Here is a 16,999-nt window from a genome sequence, read left to right on the forward strand (position 1 = left end):
GGATGTGTCATTGCTTTTGTGCAATCGAATCCTTTTGATTCAAAGGTTCCCTATTACAGTAAATCGTTGGCTTTTGAGTTTCCTGAACCGACGGATTGTGTTTTGGATCTGATTAAAACAGCTATGCGACTGCTGGAACACATTTATAAATCTGACGTGAAATATAAAAAGTGTGGTGTAATTCTGACGGATTTAATTGCTAAGCAGCGCTTTACTCCTGATCTGCTGACCGACCATAGCCAGCGTGAAAATAATGAAAACCTCATGCAAACTTTAGAAGCGCTACAGGCTCGATATGGGAAAACTAAATTAGCTGTTGGCAGCTGCTACTTACCACAACGAAAGTGGTCGATGAACCGTACTCATTTGACCCAGAACTATTTCAGCTGGCAAGGATTACTAAAAATTGGTAATTAAATAAAAAAACTAAAAAAAATAAGGGAGCCGAAGCTCCCATTTATTCTCGACTCGCAAGCTTGGCCTCAATCCACTGATTGATTTCCCAAGCTGACCAGCCAATACGATTTTGTGTAATTTTCACTTTCTTTGGAAAAGTTGGGTCATAATACGGTGAGTTTTCATCCATCATTTCATAGATGGTTGATCGACACACACCAATTAACTCCACAACTTGTTTTAAGATAATCAATTGATTCATTTGAAAGGTTTGTCCAACAAATGCATTCATGACATGTTCTCCTAAGATTATTTAAGCGAGCTGTAGGACGCTCCGTAAAAATAATTCGAGGGCGTCCTAACAGATCTAATTCACTGCCTGCACACTCTGCTTCAAACCTTGCTGAATCTCCTGCACATAACCCAATTGCGCTGAATGCTCTGTATCCACAGCACTGTCATTGTGTGGATAAAACTCTTCCAATAATTCCAACCCCTCCTCTGCATGCACCTCAAACTTGGCATTGGCAAAACCTTGCCGTGCAATCTGATCCAATGCCGCCTGATCAAACCCCACCTGCTTACCTTGTTGGTCAATCTCCTTGGCCGTCTGAATCGCTGTTTGCAAATCCACTCCCTCACGTAAAGTTAAATCCACGTAATACACGGGCTGACGATAGCTTTGGGTGGTACTTTTCCCACGCAACGTGAGCTGCAACGGCAAACACGACAACAAACCACCTGATGCCGCATGGTAGTAATTCAAACGTGCTGCCAAAGTGCGAATGCTGTTAAAGCCTGTAGTTCTGAAAATAAATGTTCCAAACTCATCGGCTTCGCCTAAATTGACATGCAGGCGTCCATAAGGCTTGCATTGCCCACCTTGTCCAAGCGGACATAAGTCGGGTGATGGACAAGGATGCTGTTCTACACCTTGTGATGTCATGCGTTGGCAAGTCTGACCATTCCCCACACAAATCGGGCGACCTGTCTGTCGGTCAAATAAACTGTATTCAGCTCGAAGATTGAGTTCTGGATCATTAAAGATCATCCGCACAGGAATGCTACGCAGTTTTTGGCTGGGTGCCTGGCTACGCAATTGCTCATCTAAGGGATGTTTGACCCAACCGTCCTTGCCCTGTATTTGACTGGTAATGGTGAACTGATCGTCTTTCTCTGGCAGACGCTTGCCATTTTTTTCTACTACACGACCAATACTGATCCGTCCCAAGATGGGTGGTGTGATTGCTAGACCTTTAATCATGTTGAAATTCCTCTCGTATAGATGTTGATGTTTAGATGTGTTGCACTGTTTGCTTAAAATCAAACTGGCATAAAAAATCCCATGCAGGGCTGCACGGGATTTCAGGTTTCTTCTTGCTGAGTGTTTGGCTCTAGGCTTTTAGCTAATCGTGATATAGGTTGAAACGACGACTGCCTGCTTTCTGCAATGGGTACTGTTGAATGAGTTCAGGTTGGTGCTGAAGTAAGGACTTGGTGTCTAGGCTGATACTGTCCTTGCTTTTCTTCCATGTCACCGAACCTTGCTGAAATACAGCACGTTCATGTTCCTGCATCAGTGCCTGAACACGATGTTTGAGTAGGTCAAACTGACTTTGGTGTTGTTCAATATGCTTCTTTTCTTCAATCAACTGATCAAACAGTTCATTAGCAAGTTCGACCTCCGTTAAATCAACACAGCTCAGAGGGGTATGTTCAGGATAGAGTTGCTGTAATGCTTTAGCTGCCGATTCACTGGCATCCACTGCTGGCGGAACGTCATTTTCTACACATTCCCAAAACAGCCGTTCTGCCTGAATGATTTGTTCAATCAAGGCTTCGTTACGACTGACTTTGTAGATTTTGGTTTCCTGTCCACACAGCAACACACAAATATGTGCCGCTTGCTTACCTGTCACCGCCAGTTGATGTTGTACCTGACACAACACGTATAACGGCACACCTTCTCGCCACAGTTTGGCGCCATATTCCCCTGCAGTTTTACATTCCAGTATTTGCACGTCTTCATTGCCCACCACGGCATAATCCAAGTTTGCCAACATAAAGGCTTTGTCAGGATCAGGATGCTGCAGTACCGCATTTACCCGACGGACTTTATGGTTGGTGTGCATGCTGTAATATTCTGCGACCAAGGGTTCTAACTGCTTGCCCCAATATAAAGGCGCATGTCCTGAGCTTTCATCTTCTATATTTTGCTGTACCCGGCCTGTTTTAATCATCCACAGTTCTAGCATCGACATATAAGGATTCAAGCCACAGGCGGCTGCGGCATCACTGCTGCCAATTCCCTGTTTACGCACTTCAAGCCATGCCTGATAGTCCAGCTGTTTGGTGTTGATCAGACGTCTGGCATTTAAGCTACGTTTTGAAGGGCCTTGTGGTGGATGTAGCTGTCCTGAATCAGCGACAGCAGTTGAATTAGTTGTGATTAAAGTGGTGGGATTTACTGTTGGTATTGTGGTTATGTTTTGGTTCATGTGCTGTTCCTCATCTGAATAGGTTCTAAAAAAACGGCATAAAAAAAGCCACATCCGAAGATGTGGCAAAGAGGGATCGTTAATTAGGAGGACACTTGATCGTACGGATCACATGCCCTGATGATAAAATCTCAAGATTAAATCAAGCTTAAACAGCCAAGTGTAAAGCTTGTTCCAATCCACGTTGTTTCAATGCTGCGCCTGCACCAAACCAAGCAGAGTCAAGACGATGATCGGTACTCATCGCTCGACGTTCGTGATCCACAAATTCTGTGATCGCACAAAGCAGTCCATAAGCGGTGTCTTTGGCTGAAGATAAGTCTGCTCCACGTCCCTGCCCATTAAACATATTCATAACTTTGGTAATGGCTCGTCCATTCGGTTCAGTTTTATTGGGCTGTGGATTGGCTTGAGATGCAACATTGCGGTAGTACTGAATAATGTTATCATCCTGTTCCATCGCACTTAGGCTATTGTTGTTAAATACCGCATCAAAATAAGCTGCTGCTTCTTTCTGGGTGACTTTACGTTGGGTCAGTTGTTTCATTTCATACATGTGGTCGTACCACGACTTGACTGAAATACCGAGCTGATCTTTCACCTTGTCGGCATCGAACTTGGTACTGTGCGGTACTTTGACCACGCCTGCATTGGAACTCTGCCCACGCAAGGCAATCGCTAAAGTGTTGTTACACACCACACGGATATTGGTGAATTGTGCAGTGGTGGCTAAAGTGCCATCACAAGCCGTTGCCAGTAGAATATAGCCATTACTGACATCCCCACCTTTCAATTCTGCGGTTTGTCCTGTACGTGCCAAGGCCCAGAACTTCTTCCCACCTTTTAAGACACCTGCTGTTTCCAGTTCAAAGCCTGATTGCTCTGTCAGATCACGATAGAATTCCAGAATCTCCATCGGTTGGACTTCCTGATAACGCTGACTGACCACCGATAAAGGTGCATGGGTATCTGAACGATACAGTACCCGTTGTTCTTCATAAGGCATGATGATGCTTTGCCCACGTGAGTTTTGAGCCATGTAGCTGACATTGGAGGACTCAATGCGCCAGTCCATACCTGCCTGCTTAGCCCAGACTTCAATCGGTTGGTTTTGGCTGAGTTGATTGCCCAGACCATGCCAAGGGGTTTGTCCTACAAATGCCATTTGTTCAATTTGATGTGCCATCTTGATATTCCTTAATCTGTTTTAATCTGAATTCAGGCTGCAACACTGACAAAACTGTTCTGACAGTCGTTGCAAAGGTAGCGGTGATTTAAGGACTGGTATTTACTCAGGATTTGCTGATTGACCAGCATTAATCCACCACCGACCACCACACCAATTAATCCACCCACAATTGGGGGAATGTCGAGCTGTCTGGAAAGCTTAACGCCCAATGCTGCCATTGCTGCAGGTGACATCGCCTCCAGTAAAACTTCGAGTTGTCCCAAGCCTGCCTGCTGTGGGCTAAGGGTTACTAAGTTGTCTGAGTGACAAAATGGACAGGTGATTTGTGTCATCGGCTGACCTCCTAAAATTACGGCATAAAAAAACCGCACCTTTAAAAGGTACGGTCAAGAATGTTAAGCATTGTCTCATGTGTTTCAAACGCTAGAATTTATAGCTGCCAAAGCCTTTATCGGTTTCCACATCCACCTGAATCACATCCTGATAGTCGCAGTTCTTTAATTCAAGACGGACAAACTGTCCCATGGATAAGCGGATTGGAAATTGTGTGCTTTGATTATGGCGGCCTCCGTAACGGCAGCCACCGTTGTTGATCTCGACATTTTGAATGCTGATGTCTTCTGCTGCAGTTGAGCGCACCCGAATAACCGTCGTAAGCTGATCGCCTGACCACCAGTTACTGGTATCTTCTTCTAAAAGCTCAATATTCAGTGCATCGGAAGGCAGGCCACCGCAGCCTGTGAGTCCAAGACCCAGCGTAGCCAACACCACGGCAAAACACATAGATTGTTTAAACTTTGTTTTCATCAGTTTTTTCCCTCAGTGAAAAATAAAAAGACACACAGCAGTGCGAGACTGCCGTTGCTGTGTCGTTGTTTCTGCTTATGCTTCACTGAGGTAATATGTATTTGATTTATTTTTATTCTGAGTCATTCAGCATGGCTAAGAGGAAGCAAAAGAGCGAACCCTGCACCTCTGAGTCTATGCCCCTTACTTATTCAATTTTTTTAATCACATTCTTGCTTTTGAACCCAATGCGACTTTCTCACAATTTTTTAACTATTATTGTAATGCTACATCTGTAAGATGCTTATAAGTTCCTGCTTCTCACTTTTTTAGATAAGTAGACTATTAATGTCCATGAGTTATAAAACCCAAAAATCCCATTATTAAATACATCTGATGTCCATTTAGCTCTTAAACGACTTAAAAAAGGCTAAAATAGTCAAATGATTTATGTGGGCTACAATGTGGGACAAACTCAAGGGCATAAAAAAAACCCTTGTAAAAACAAGGGCTTATTTAAATATTTGGCGGAAGCGGTGAGATTCGAACTCACGGAGGACTCGCGCCCTCGTCGGTTTTCAAGACCGGTGCATTAAACCGCTCTGCCACGCTTCCATGTGGGCCATGATACGAAGCTTTTGATTTGATGACAAGTAAAAAATACCACTCAAGCACTCAAGTGAATATTGTTTCACCAAATCAGCGCTAAAGTTCATCAAAACAACAGCATAGCCACCTCACTTTTTAAAGTTTAGCAGCCAATTCAGCCCCTTCACGAATCGCACGTTTTGCATCTAACTCTGCAGCAAGCTTTGCACCACCAATAATATGATAGTTAGCCAAAGTATTTTCATCTGCCGCAGGCATTAAATCTTTAACCGACTCCTGCCCTGCACAGACTACAATGCTATCTACACGTAACAATTGGTCTTGACCTGCCATTTCAATCCACAAGCCTTCATTGCTGATGGCTTTATATTGCACACCACGTAGCATACGCACCGCATGTTTTTTCAACTGTGCACGATGTACCCATCCTGAAGTTTTACCCAAACCTGCACCTAAAGCTGTCGTCTTACGTTGCAATAAATAAATTTCACGGACTGGGGGATGAACTTCTGGAGCAAGCATACCACCTTCAGTCACATAGTTAGGATTCGGATCGACTCCCCACTCACGCTGCCAATCTGCCAAAGGCTGCGGTTGTGGCTGATGTTCAGGTTTCAGTAAAAACTCCGACACATCAAAACCGATACCGCCTGCACCAATCACAGCGACTTTTTGTCCAACAGGTGCACCACGTAATACTTCTGCATAAGACAATACTTGCGGTGCATCGCTGCCTTCAATTTTTAAAGCACGTGGTACTACACCTGTTGCAATGACCACTTCATCAAAACCTTCACGTTCGAGTTGCTCGCGGTTAACTTTGGTATTTAAACGCAAATCGACCCCAGTTTTTTCAATTTGCACTTTAAAGTAGCGAATGGTTTCGTGAAATTCTTCTTTGCCCGGCACGACTTTTGCCAAGTTGAATTGACCGCCCACTTCGTTGCTGGCTTCAAATAAAGTCACATGGTGACCACGACTAGCAGCAACTGTAGCAGCAGACATTCCCGCAACACCACCACCGACAACTGCAATACGCTTCGGTTGCTTGGTTTTTTCATAGACCAATTCAGTTTCATAGGCTGCACGCGGATTGACCAAACAAGTCGCACGCTGATTTTTAAAGGTATGATCTAAACACGCTTGGTTACAGGCAATACAGGTGTTAATTTCATTGACACGATTGGTCGCAGTTTTATTGACCCAAAACGCATCTGCCAACAATGGTCGTGCCATTTGAATCATATCAGCTTTACCCGCTGCCAATATTTCTTCTGCAGTATCAGGCATATTAATACGGTTGGATGCAATTACAGGAATCTCAACGTATTTTTTCACTTCTGCGGTGTAATCAACAAAAGCTGCGCGTGGCACAGAAGTCACGATGGTTGGAATGCGCGCTTCATGCCAGCCAATCCCTGTATTGAGCAAGTTCACACCCGCATGCTCTAAGGCTTTGGCAACGGTAATCACTTCGTGCATGGTATTGCCATCGTGGACTAAATCCAGCATCGACAAGCGGAAGCAGATAATAAATTTTTCACCCACTTCGGCGCGAATGGCTTTGACTACTTCTAAAGCAAAACGCATACGGTTTTCAATCGTACCGCCCCATTGGTCTTCACGCTGATTCACATGACGGCTTAAAAACTGATTCAGTAAATAGCCTTCCGAACCCATAATTTCGACACCATCGTAGCCTGCCATTTTGGCTAAACTAGCTGTTTTCGCATAATCTTCAATGGTATTTAAAATTTGTCTTTCACTCATTTTACGTGGTTTAAATGGTGAAATTGGAGATTTAATCGGACTTGCAGACACCACAAATGGTTGATAACCATAGCGTCCTGAATGCAGAATTTGCATTAAAATTTTCGCACCATGCTTATGTACGGCATGTGTCACTAATCGATGTGGTGCAACATCGCCCAATGTATTCATAGTACCGCCCGCAGGCAATAACCAGCCTTGACGGTTAGGTGAAATACCACCTGTAATAATTAAACCCACGCCACCTTTGGCACGTTCGCCAAAATAAGCAGCCAGTTTTGGATAATTATAAAAACGATCTTCCAAACCCGTGTGCATTGAACCCATCACGACACGGTTTTTAATGGTGGTAAATCCTAAATGTAATGGTTTTAGAATATTTGCATAGCGAGTTGTCATGATGAGTCCTTATATAATGAGCTTTGCAACTTGTTGCATGAATACTTTAACCGATTTTTATAAACTGTTTATGACTCTAAAGTTCGACTGTGTGGCGCAAACGTCAATTTATAGGGTCTGTTGACACTTCTTCTATGTTTGCGACGACGCTTATTTTTTAGCTGATATAAGGCATGAGGCAGGAAATTTAGTCATTCTAAATGACTGACTCATAACGCAATAGCAGCAAAAAATATGCTTGTCCCCTTGCGCAGCAAACAAAGCAGTGCTTTGTTCTTGCTCATGTGGCTAAAACTTTCTCAGATTGCGTTATGAAACTTGGCAATAGACCCTAACTATTCTTGATATAAACTTGATATAAAACCGCCCAAAAGTAAAAGTGATTTTATTCTGCACCATCCCAATTGCAGGTTTTGATCTTCAACATCTATACCAAGTTTGCCATTTCTAAATGAAAATTTAAGCCTGAACCTGATTTTTTTATCAAATGCGCTTTTTTAACGAAAACAAGCATTTTAAAGAGTGCTATAATTTGCAGTTTAGAATTCTCCTTGGCCACCAAATGTGGTGCCTATTTTAAAAAAGTTAGGACTAGCAATGACTGATAATGCAACTATCTTGCAGAATGTACCAGTAGGCAAAAAAGTCGGTATCGCCTTTTCTGGTGGTCTAGATACTTCAGCTGCTTTATTGTGGATGAAGCAAAAAGGCGCTGAACCATATGCGTATACCGCAAACTTGGGTCAGCCAGATGAAGATGACTATGATGCCATTCCAAAGAAAGCCGAAGAATACGGTGCGGTAAAAGCAGTCTTGGTTGACTGCCGTATGCAGTTGGCTTTGGAAGGTATTGCTGCCATCCAATGTGGTGCATTCCATATCAGCACAGGCGGTATACCTTACTTTAACACCACCCCGCTTGGTCGTGCAGTAACAGGTACAATGCTAGTGACTGCCATGAAAGAAGATGACGTAAACATCTGGGGTGATGGTTCAACCTATAAAGGTAACGATATTGAGCGTTTCTATCGTTATGGTTTATTGACTAATCCTGCGCTTAAAATTTATAAGCCGTGGTTAGACCAAACCTTTATTGATGAATTAGGCGGTCGTGCGGAAATGTCACAATTCCTTATCGACAATGGTTTTGACTATAAAATGTCAAAAGAAAAAGCTTATTCAACTGACTCAAACATGCTAGGTGCAACACACGAAGCGAAAGACCTTGAGTACCTAGATGCTGGCATCAAAATCGTTGATCCAATCATGGGCGTGGCGTTCTGGAAAGATGACGTTGAAGTTAAAGCCGAAGAAGTGTCGGTTACCTTTGAAGAAGGTATGCCAGTTGCATTAAACGGTCAGCGTTTTGAAAACCCTGTTGAGTTGATTCTTGAAGCGAACCGTATTGGTGGTCGTCATGGTTTGGGGATGTCTGACCAAATCGAAAACCGTATTATTGAAGCAAAATCTCGCGGTATTTATGAAGCACCAGGCATGGCGTTATTGCACATTGCTTATGAGCGTTTGGTTACGGGTATTCACAACGAAGATACTATTGAACAATACCGCATTAACGGTTTACGTTTAGGTCGTTTATTGTATCAAGGTCGTTGGTTCGATTCTCAAGCGTTAATGTTACGTGAAACTGCGCAGCGTTGGGTGGCTAAAGCAATTACTGGTACAGTGACTTTAGAATTACGTCGTGGTAATGACTATACCATTATGAACACTGAATCTCCGAACCTCACTTATGAAGCTGAGCGTTTAACTATGGAGAAAGGTGATTCAATGTTTACGCCAATGGATCGTATTGGTCAGTTAACTATGCGTAACCTAGACATTACCGATACACGCGCTAAATTGGGTCTTTATACCAATTCTGGCTTATTGTCGATTGGTTCAGGTTCTGCAGTGCCACAATTGAAAGACAAAAACAAATAATCACTTGGTGATGATTTTGTGAAATCGAAAGCCGCTCAAATTGAGCGGCTTTTTTATGTTTGTTTAAACATGAGGACTAAACAATTCATACTAAATGAAAGCTGCAATAGAAAAATTTACAGCACTTCTTCCACCTGCAAAGTGTGGTAATAAATTTGATTACGTCCCAACTGTTTCGCACGGTACAAGGCTTGGTCTGCACGTTGTAAGAAATCGCTTTTAAAAATGTCCGCCTCACCTTTATAGACGGTAAAGCCCAAACTGATGGTGACATTACTGTCAACCAAAGATTGACTATGTGGAATCGCTAAACGCTCAACCGCTTTAAAAATATTGGAAGCCACAGCATACGCACCATGCGCATCGGTTTCTGGCAATAACACCACAAATTCTTCACCACCATAACGCGCAACAAAATCCATGTGACGAATTGAGTCTTTAATGGATTTGGCAATCGCTGAAATGACTTCATCTCCCTTTTGATGCCCATAATGATCGTTATATTTTTTAAAAAAATCGACATCGATAAAGAGTAAAGACAATGGCACTTCATCATGCCGTGCCTGTTCGAAATAGCTGTCCAGCATTTCATCAAAAGTACGTCTGTTGGATACTTTAGTCAGCGCGTCATGCTGACTTAAATGCAACAATTCTTCAGCATGAATACGGTTAATTTTTTCACTAAGTCGGGCTTGGTGCATGACCAAAAAAATCATCCGCTCACGGGTACACAGCATTTTACTGATTAAAAAACCCACTACCGTACTGCCAACCAACACCCGCCCCATCACCATCACATCAATTGGAATATACAAGGTTAATAGCATAATCATGGCAACCACAGCCGCCATTAACCCAGTCAGCAGCATGTGAAACGGCTTCACCCCCGTCAGTACAAAACCCATAATATAAATCATGCTGATGATCATCATGGCTTGGTGTCTAAACACTTCGGTATGCACCGTCATGGTCAGCCAGGTCATCGACACAATGGCCCAAAAAATCATAGCCATGGCGGCATAGGCATAATACGGGCGCAAAATTTTATAATGGGCAAAAAAGAACAGGGTCAGTAAGCAAAACGCGCCATTGACCAAGCCTAGTAAAGAGTGGATAAAATCGTGTTTAAAAAAATTACGATCAATAATCCAATAATCCCCAGTAATCATCAGCACGGTGATAATAAAGTAGATGAGTACGCCCGACCAAAAATATTGGTTAATGTTGTGCCGAGCTTGTTCAAGATGCTGTTGCCAAAACTCAACTTCCAGTTGTTTCGGAAAAACCTGCCCCGCACGTTTACGTTGACGTTTAATCAACTCTTCATTTTTTTCTTTGTCGTACTGTAGCTTGGCTAACTTATATTTGTATTCCATGGATGCTTTAAATTCCATTTAATCACGATTGTTGCACAGCAAAACTGTAACAACCTGAATATAATTTTTTTAGTGGTTTAAAAATAACACAATGTCGAAACAATTAATTCAGGCATTTCTATTTTTTATGGCTTTCGACGTTACCATTTTAACATTTATAGATTATCATCTGTTTTATTTTTCAGACTGGCAGCGCCTTGAATACGATTACTCTTATCCAGCCAGATGACTGGCATGCTCATTTACGTGATGGTTTAGCACTACAACGTACTGTTCCCGATCTTGCCAAGCAATTTTCACGCGCAATTTGTATGCCTAACCTTGTTCCACCAGTAAAAACGGTAGAAGAAGCGGAAGCGTATCGTGAACGCATCATGGCACACGTCCCTGAAGGTGTAAATTTTGATCCGCGTATGGTGTTGTATTTTACCGATCAAACCTCTCCCGAAGAAGTCAAGAAAATTAAAGCCTCTGCGCATGTGAATGCCATTAAACTTTACCCTGCTGGCGCGACCACCAATTCAGACAATGGGGTGAGCGACATTCGTAAAGTATATGCGGTGATTGAGCAACTTGAAGAACAACAAGTGCCATTATTACTGCACGGCGAAGTCACGCACAATCATGTCGATATTTTTGACCGTGAAAAACGTTTCTTAGATGAAGTGCTTTCACCATTATTACAACAATTTCCAAACTTAAAATTGGTGCTTGAACACATTACGACCTCTGAAGCAGCGCAATTTGTTTTAGAACAAGGCCGTAATGTCGCAGCAACCATTACCCCACAACATTTATTATTTAACCGTAATGATATGTTAGTAGGTGGCGTAAAACCGCATTTCTATTGTTTGCCTATTTTAAAGCGTCAAACCCATCAACAAACCTTATTAGAAGTCGCAACTAGCGGAAATCCTAAATTTTTCTTAGGGACAGATAGCGCACCGCACTCAAAAAATGCCAAAGAAAATGCATGTGGCTGTGCAGGCTGCTATAGTGCGCCTACGGCAATTGAGCTTTATGCACAAGCTTTTGATCAAGTTGGACGTATTGACCGCTTAGAAGGCTTTGCAAGCTTCTTTGGTGCAGATTTTTATGGTTTGCCGCGTAATACCAACACCATTACTTTGGTGAAAGAAGAGCAAATCATTCCAACCAGTTTAGACTACTTGGATGGTGAACAAATTATTCCGTTATATGCGGGTAAAACCATTCAATGGAGAAAAGTGTGACAGATACAACTTTGCCCGTGATGGGGCAACGTTTTCGTGGTTTTTTGCCTGTGGTGGTCGATGTGGAAACCGCAGGCTTTAATGCCCAAACCGATGCTTTGTTGGAAATTGCTGCCATTCCAATTATTTATGATGCGGATGGCAAATTTGTACCAGGTGAAGCGTATCATGCGCATATCAACCCGTTTGAAGGGGCAAATTTAGACCGTCGTTCGTTGGACTTTATTGGGATTGATCCTTTCAACCCTATGCGTATGGCTATGGCTGAAGATGAAAAAACCGCATTAAAACGGATTTTCAAATCAGTCAATGAAGTGCGTCGCCAACAGAATTGTACCCATGCCATTTTGGTCGGTCACAATGCGCATTTCGATTTAGGCTTTGTACAAGCAGCCATTGCCCGCACAGGCACGAAAAACCAAAACCCATTCCACAGCTTTTCAGTGTTTGATACAGTGACTTTAAGTGCGGTGATGTTTGGTCAAACGGTGCTGGCAAAATCATGCATTCAGGCAGGTATTGAGTTTGATGGCAAAGAAGCTCATTCAGCTTTATACGATACGCAAAAAACTGCAGAGCTGTTTTGTTTTATTCTAAATAAACTTGCGCCGCACATGGTAGAGAACTTACTCAACACAGATCAATAATACGATTTGTACTCGAACATTGAGATGTTTACAGGATGACAGACTGCGTTTGTCGTCCTGTTTTCTTTTTAGTGTTGTGGTTTTGATTCGTGCTTTTCAACCACAAGACTGAGCATCAAAATGATTTTTACTGCGAATCAGCTTTTATGCATGCAGTCTTTTGAGCTGGCTTTGGTTATAATGGCAATATTCCAATTTGTGTTATTGATTCTGCCATGTTGAAAAAAATTGTCTTGGTTTTGGTCATTCTCGCGCCTTCTGCGTTGTATCTTTATATTGTGAATCGTGAGCCTGCTCAACCTAAACCAAGCACTCAACCCGCAGCCACACAAACAACAACCACTGAAAAGCAATATCAAACCCCTGATCATTAAAATGATGCACCGTATTCAAATTTACATGCACTGATTTATTTTTAAAGATGTATTATTTTTTAAGCAAATAACAAATAGTGCGGCAGTTTTTTTAGATTCAGGTTTGACACTGTCGCTAAAAATTCATAATATACGCATCACCTCGCAACGTCCCTATCGTCTAGAGGCCTAGGACATCGCCCTTTCACGGCGGTAACCGGGGTTCGAATCCCCGTAGGGACGCCATTTATCGTGCTATACGATCATTTCTAATCCAAATTTATTATTTCAAGATTGCAGATTTGTAGTTTTTCTCTACAATACTTCGCTTCATTTCATTTTTTCTCCTATCACTTATGCCGTCATCGAATCATCAAAATGATGCTGTGCATCAAGGCAATACTATGCCTTTAAAACGTGCGATGAGCACTCGACATTTGGTTATGATTTCACTGGGCGGTGCTATTGGCACAGGTCTATTTTTAGGCTCAGGTGAAGTCATTGCACAAACAGGCCCCGTTGGCGCCATCATCGCTTATATTTTTGGTGGTTTAATTGCCTATATGGTGATGCTGTGTTTGGGCGAGCTTGCCGTACACATGCCTGTTTCAGGTTCATTTGGGGCATACGCCAAACAATATATTGGACCTGGCACGGGCTATACCATCACTTGGTTATATTGGCTCACGTGGTCGGTCACTTTAGGCACAGAATTTACCGCCGCTGCGTTGCTAATGCAGGAATGGTTCCCGCATATTTCCATGTGGATTTGGACACTGATTTTTGGTGGCGTTGTATTTGGTTTGAATATGATTTCCACGCGCTTGTTTGCAGAATCTGAGTTTTGGCTATCTTTGGTCAAAGTCGTGACTGTCATTGCCTTTATCGTTTTGGGTTTAATGGCAATTTTAGGTGCTGTGTCTTATCAAGGTTATACCTCTGCACCTTTATTTAGCAATTTAACCGCACAAGGTTGGTTTCCTGAAGGGCTATTCCCTATTTTTGCAACCATGTTAATTGTTAATTTCGCCTTTTCAGGTACAGAGTTGATTGGTGTTGCCGCAGGTGAAACCAAAGACCCTGCCAAAAACGTGCCTAAAGCAATCAATACCGCAATTTTCCGTCTGTTGATTTTCTTTGTAGGTACCATTGTGGTGATTAGTGCCTTGCTACCACATCAGGCTGCAGGTTTGGCTGCAGAAGGTGTAAGCAGCAGTCCTTTTGTAACGGTGTTTAATCAGATTGGTATTCCTTATGCGGAAGATATTATTCGTTTTGTGATTATCACAGCGTTACTCTCTGCAGCGAACTCAGGTTTATTTGCAGCTTCACGAATGATGTGGTCGCTCTCACACCAAAAGCAATTACCACAGATTTTTTCTAAGGTGAATGCGCGTGGTATTCCTTATATTGCAGTCATGGTCACCATGCTCGGTGCAATGCCAGGTTTATTGTCTGAACAATTTGCGCCTGAAACTATCTTTAAAAACCTCTTGGGTGTGGCTGCATTTACCATGGTCGTGGTCTGGATGAGCATTTGTTTAAGCCAGTTTAACTTCCGTCGCCAATGGTATAAACAAGGTAAAACCGTGCAGGACTTAGGTTTTGCTGCACCGCTATTTCCAATAGTGCCTATTTTAGGTTTTGTGTTCTGTTTTATTACTTGCTTAAGTATGGTGTTTGACCCTGAAATGCTGGCAGGTTTTATTGGCTGTATGATTTTTATTGTGTTGTGCTATCTCAGTTATTACATGATTTATCACAAAAAATCATAATGCTTTTTTAGCGATGATGTAAAACAATAGGGGCGATCTTCGGATTGCCTTGTTTTTTGAGTTGTGTTGATTAGCAATGAATACTGCAAAATACAAAGAAAATCATGCTGCTCTAATAAATGTGTCCATTTAAAAATAACTTGAAAAGCATGATTTTTACCGCTTCAAACGTATCACGACAGCAGAATAGTTTTAATTTTATTCAGTTGAACATTTTTTTCAGAATTATTGCAGAAAAGCGTTTGACACCCCCCCTTATACGCCCTATTATACGCCCACCTCTGAAACGTCCCTATCGTCTAGAGGCCTAGGACATCGCCCTTTCACGGCGGTAACCGGGGTTCGAATCCCCGTAGGGACGCCAATTTCAGAAGTAGATATTTTTTTAAGTCCCTATCGTCTAGAGGCCTAGGACATCGCCCTTTCACGGCGGTAACCGGGGTTCGAATCCCCGTAGGGACGCCATATTCTCAACAACTGCATTGGTTGTTACATGGTTTAAAAATATAAACTTCTATTTGTCCCTATCGTCTAGAGGCCTAGGACATCGCCCTTTCACGGCGGTAACCGGGGTTCGAATCCCCGTAGGGACGCCATATTCGAGATGTTTACATCTCAACAAAAAGCCCAATCAATATGACTTGGGCTTTTTGCTATCTAACGCATTAGTTTTATATTTCAATCTGTGCGGACTGATTCAAAAACCATAGTTTAAGCTTTGAATCCGTCCACTGAGGTTTGAAAAATACGAATCAAGCTGATTTACGTGAGTTGACCTGTCCTTTAATCACCGCAGTTAAATTGCCTTTTAAATATTTGAAAAAGACTTTTAAAGGCGAGAGTTTCGGGTTTGGACGCTTGCCTTGTGCAATTGCTTTGAACTGCGCGGCATACCAAATAATTTCCATAATTGCCATTTTATCAATCATCGGGATACCAGTTTTAATTTTATCGACCCCGTAACGTACATCTTGACCCGCCAACAAACGGTTGGCTAAATCGGTTTCTACCGCAAATGGTCGGGCGATCCCAATAAAGTCACATGCACCACTGTCCAAAGCAGCATTCATGGCAACTACCGTTCTAAAACCACCTGTCACCATTAAGTGGCATTTCACCTGACTGCGAATCAATTCCGCAAAAGATAAAAAATAGGCTTCACGGGCAATGGTACTTGGTTTACGTTTATCAGCTTTAGAGCCTGCCATCGCGGGTGCTTCATAAGTACCACCTGAAATTTCAATCATATCTATACCTGCTTCATCCATGGCTTTAAACACGCTAATCACTTCTTCTTCAGTGATGCCGCCACGTTGAAAATCTGCAGAGTTTAGTTTGACTGATACAATAAAATTGTCTGAGGTCGCTGCACGTACCGCTTGATAAATTTGCATCAAAAAGCGCATACGGTTTTCAATATTGCCGCCCCATTGGTCTTGGCGTTTATTGGTCAGTGGCGATAAAAACTGGCTGATCAAATAGCCATGCGCACCATGCAGTTGAATCCCTTCAAAGCCCGCTTGCTCACAAATCTGTGCAGCTTTGGCAAAACGCTGAATAATATCGAGGATTTCATCTTCATGTAGTTCACGTGGTGTACCAAAACTCAAAGCTAAACTTGGACTAAAAGGCACAGCCGAAGGTGCAACCGTTTCTTTATTCAAACCTTTCGGACATTGCCGCCCAGGATGTGACAACTGTACCAATTGCACCATGCCATAACGTTTACCAACTTCTGCCCACTGTTTGAGCTTTTCTATATCTCGGTCTGATTCAATTCCCACAACACCCGGTTCATTTTTGGCACGTAAATCGACCATTACGTTGCCAGTGATGGCACAGCCCAAACCACCTTTTGCCCATGCTTCATATAGACCTAAATGCAGGCTATTCGGCTGCCCTGCCGTGTTGGCAAGCGCCTCACTCATCGCGCCTTTAATGATGCGATTTTTAAACATGGTATTACGAATCTGAATTGTTTCGGCAAGATGGCTCATACACTGTTCCGTATTGTGTTTTATTGGTCTT

General features: G+C 42.6%; 15 protein-coding genes and 5 tRNA genes. 10 read left to right on the forward strand and 10 right to left on the reverse strand.

The genetic code is table 11. The features are described from left to right. Window positions 1–417 (forward strand): DUF4113 domain-containing protein (locus tag FTT70_RS10840; RefSeq protein ID WP_180168613.1); only part of this gene is annotated, 417 nt, incomplete at its 5' end. A gap of 40 nt (window positions 418–457) precedes the next feature. On the opposite strand, the gene FTT70_RS10845 is transcribed toward FTT70_RS10840, so the two are convergent. The 8 genes from FTT70_RS10845 to FTT70_RS10880 form a co-directional block, all read right to left on the reverse strand. Next, window positions 458–688 carry an AlpA family transcriptional regulator gene (locus FTT70_RS10845; RefSeq protein WP_180168614.1) on the reverse strand — a complete coding sequence of 77 codons (231 nt, stop codon included), beginning with the start codon at window positions 686–688 and terminating at the stop codon, window positions 458–460. Window positions 689–763: 75 nt separating this feature from the next. Next, entirely contained in the window at window positions 764–1,660 is an 897-nt protein-coding gene (locus FTT70_RS10850) for a hydrolase or metal-binding protein (protein ID WP_180168615.1), read from the reverse strand. A 142-nt stretch (window positions 1,661–1,802) separates the two neighbouring features. After that, window positions 1,803–2,894 carry a YqaJ viral recombinase family protein gene (locus FTT70_RS10855; RefSeq protein ID WP_180168616.1) on the reverse strand — a complete coding sequence of 364 codons (1,092 nt, stop codon included), beginning with the start codon at window positions 2,892–2,894 and terminating at the stop codon, window positions 1,803–1,805. Window positions 2,895–3,042: 148 nt separating this feature from the next. Further along, window positions 3,043–4,080, reverse strand: coding sequence for a DUF932 domain-containing protein (locus tag FTT70_RS10860; RefSeq protein ID WP_180168617.1), 1,038 nt, complete (start codon window positions 4,078–4,080; stop codon window positions 3,043–3,045). Between the two features lie 32 nt (window positions 4,081–4,112). Next, window positions 4,113–4,415, reverse strand: coding sequence for a hypothetical protein (locus FTT70_RS10865; RefSeq protein ID WP_168418081.1), 303 nt, complete (start codon window positions 4,413–4,415; stop codon window positions 4,113–4,115). 91 nt (window positions 4,416–4,506) lie between these two features. After that, the gene (locus FTT70_RS10870; RefSeq protein WP_180168618.1) at window positions 4,507–4,890 is read right to left on the reverse strand and encodes a hypothetical protein; all 384 of its coding nucleotides are present in this window, start codon (window positions 4,888–4,890) and stop codon (window positions 4,507–4,509) included. 504 nt (window positions 4,891–5,394) lie between these two features. Beyond that, window positions 5,395–5,484 (reverse strand) — tRNA-Ser (locus FTT70_RS10875). A 129-nt stretch (window positions 5,485–5,613) separates the two neighbouring features. Beyond that, on the reverse strand, window positions 5,614–7,647 hold the full coding sequence (locus FTT70_RS10880; protein ID WP_180168619.1) for an NADPH-dependent 2,4-dienoyl-CoA reductase: 2,034 nt from the start codon (window positions 7,645–7,647) through the stop codon (window positions 5,614–5,616). Window positions 7,648–8,244: 597 nt separating this feature from the next. Here FTT70_RS10880 and argG point away from each other — a divergent pair. Next, entirely contained in the window at window positions 8,245–9,588 is a 1,344-nt protein-coding gene (gene argG, locus FTT70_RS10885; RefSeq protein ID WP_004972682.1) for an argininosuccinate synthase, read from the forward strand. A 116-nt stretch (window positions 9,589–9,704) separates the two neighbouring features. Here the strand turns inward: argG and FTT70_RS10890 are convergent, their stop codons facing one another. Beyond that, on the reverse strand, window positions 9,705–10,964 hold the full coding sequence (locus FTT70_RS10890) for a GGDEF domain-containing protein (RefSeq protein WP_096902183.1): 1,260 nt from the start codon (window positions 10,962–10,964) through the stop codon (window positions 9,705–9,707). A gap of 197 nt (window positions 10,965–11,161) precedes the next feature. On the opposite strand from FTT70_RS10890, the gene pyrC reads away from it, so the two are divergent. The 8 genes from pyrC (at window position 11,162) to FTT70_RS10930 (ending at window position 15,567) form a co-directional block, all read left to right on the forward strand. Then, on the forward strand, window positions 11,162–12,196 hold the full coding sequence (gene pyrC / locus FTT70_RS10895) for a dihydroorotase (protein WP_004972678.1): 1,035 nt from the start codon (window positions 11,162–11,164) through the stop codon (window positions 12,194–12,196). Continuing rightward, the gene (gene rnt / locus FTT70_RS10900; RefSeq protein WP_096902181.1) at window positions 12,181–12,843 is read left to right on the forward strand and encodes a ribonuclease T; all 663 of its coding nucleotides are present in this window, start codon (window positions 12,181–12,183) and stop codon (window positions 12,841–12,843) included. Before pyrC ends, rnt begins: the two co-directional genes overlap by 16 nt. Window positions 12,844–13,058: 215 nt before the next feature. Then, the gene (locus FTT70_RS10905) at window positions 13,059–13,217 is read left to right on the forward strand and encodes a hypothetical protein (protein WP_004972674.1); all 159 of its coding nucleotides are present in this window, start codon (window positions 13,059–13,061) and stop codon (window positions 13,215–13,217) included. A gap of 149 nt (window positions 13,218–13,366) precedes the next feature. Beyond that, window positions 13,367–13,442: transfer RNA gene (locus FTT70_RS10910), tRNA-Glu, on the forward strand. Window positions 13,443–13,552: 110 nt separating this feature from the next. Then, window positions 13,553–14,971 (forward strand): amino acid permease, encoded by a 1,419-nt coding sequence (locus tag FTT70_RS10915; protein ID WP_026438458.1) that lies wholly within the window; start codon window positions 13,553–13,555, stop codon window positions 14,969–14,971. A gap of 288 nt (window positions 14,972–15,259) precedes the next feature. After that, window positions 15,260–15,335, forward strand: a tRNA-Glu gene (locus FTT70_RS10920). Window positions 15,336–15,360: 25 nt separating this feature from the next. After that, window positions 15,361–15,436: transfer RNA gene (locus FTT70_RS10925), tRNA-Glu, on the forward strand. A 55-nt stretch (window positions 15,437–15,491) separates the two neighbouring features. Then, window positions 15,492–15,567: transfer RNA gene (locus tag FTT70_RS10930), tRNA-Glu, on the forward strand. A 156-nt stretch (window positions 15,568–15,723) separates the two neighbouring features. Here FTT70_RS10930 and FTT70_RS10935 read toward each other — a convergent pair. Continuing rightward, entirely contained in the window at window positions 15,724–16,968 is a 1,245-nt protein-coding gene (locus FTT70_RS10935) for an NADH:flavin oxidoreductase/NADH oxidase family protein (protein WP_004972669.1), read from the reverse strand. Window positions 16,969–16,999: the final 31 nt, after the last annotated feature.

The sequence above is a fragment of the Acinetobacter sp. YH01003 genome, from assembly GCF_013420525.1.
In the GTDB taxonomy this organism is placed as follows: domain Bacteria; phylum Pseudomonadota; class Gammaproteobacteria; order Pseudomonadales; family Moraxellaceae; genus Acinetobacter; species Acinetobacter towneri.

Coding starts and splice junctions, on each gene's coding strand:
- FTT70_RS10880 (WP_180168619.1), bottom strand. CDS start 7,647: ATGACAACTCGCTATGCAAATATTCTAAAACCATTACATTTAGGATTT.
- FTT70_RS10915 (WP_026438458.1), top strand. CDS start 13,553: ATGCCGTCATCGAATCATCAAAATGATGCTGTGCATCAAGGCAATACT.
- FTT70_RS10890 (WP_096902183.1), bottom strand. CDS start 10,964: ATGGAATACAAATATAAGTTAGCCAAGCTACAGTACGACAAAGAAAAA.
- rnt (WP_096902181.1), top strand. CDS start 12,181: ATGGAGAAAAGTGTGACAGATACAACTTTGCCCGTGATGGGGCAACGT.
- FTT70_RS10845 (WP_180168614.1), bottom strand. CDS start 688: ATGAATGCATTTGTTGGACAAACCTTTCAAATGAATCAATTGATTATC.
- FTT70_RS10905 (WP_004972674.1), top strand. CDS start 13,059: ATGTTGAAAAAAATTGTCTTGGTTTTGGTCATTCTCGCGCCTTCTGCG.
- FTT70_RS10865 (WP_168418081.1), bottom strand. CDS start 4,415: ATGACACAAATCACCTGTCCATTTTGTCACTCAGACAACTTAGTAACC.
- argG (WP_004972682.1), top strand. CDS start 8,245: ATGACTGATAATGCAACTATCTTGCAGAATGTACCAGTAGGCAAAAAA.
- FTT70_RS10935 (WP_004972669.1), bottom strand. CDS start 16,968: ATGAGCCATCTTGCCGAAACAATTCAGATTCGTAATACCATGTTTAAA.
- FTT70_RS10855 (WP_180168616.1), bottom strand. CDS start 2,894: ATGAACCAAAACATAACCACAATACCAACAGTAAATCCCACCACTTTA.
- FTT70_RS10860 (WP_180168617.1), bottom strand. CDS start 4,080: ATGGCACATCAAATTGAACAAATGGCATTTGTAGGACAAACCCCTTGG.
- FTT70_RS10850 (WP_180168615.1), bottom strand. CDS start 1,660: ATGATTAAAGGTCTAGCAATCACACCACCCATCTTGGGACGGATCAGT.
- FTT70_RS10870 (WP_180168618.1), bottom strand. CDS start 4,890: ATGAAAACAAAGTTTAAACAATCTATGTGTTTTGCCGTGGTGTTGGCT.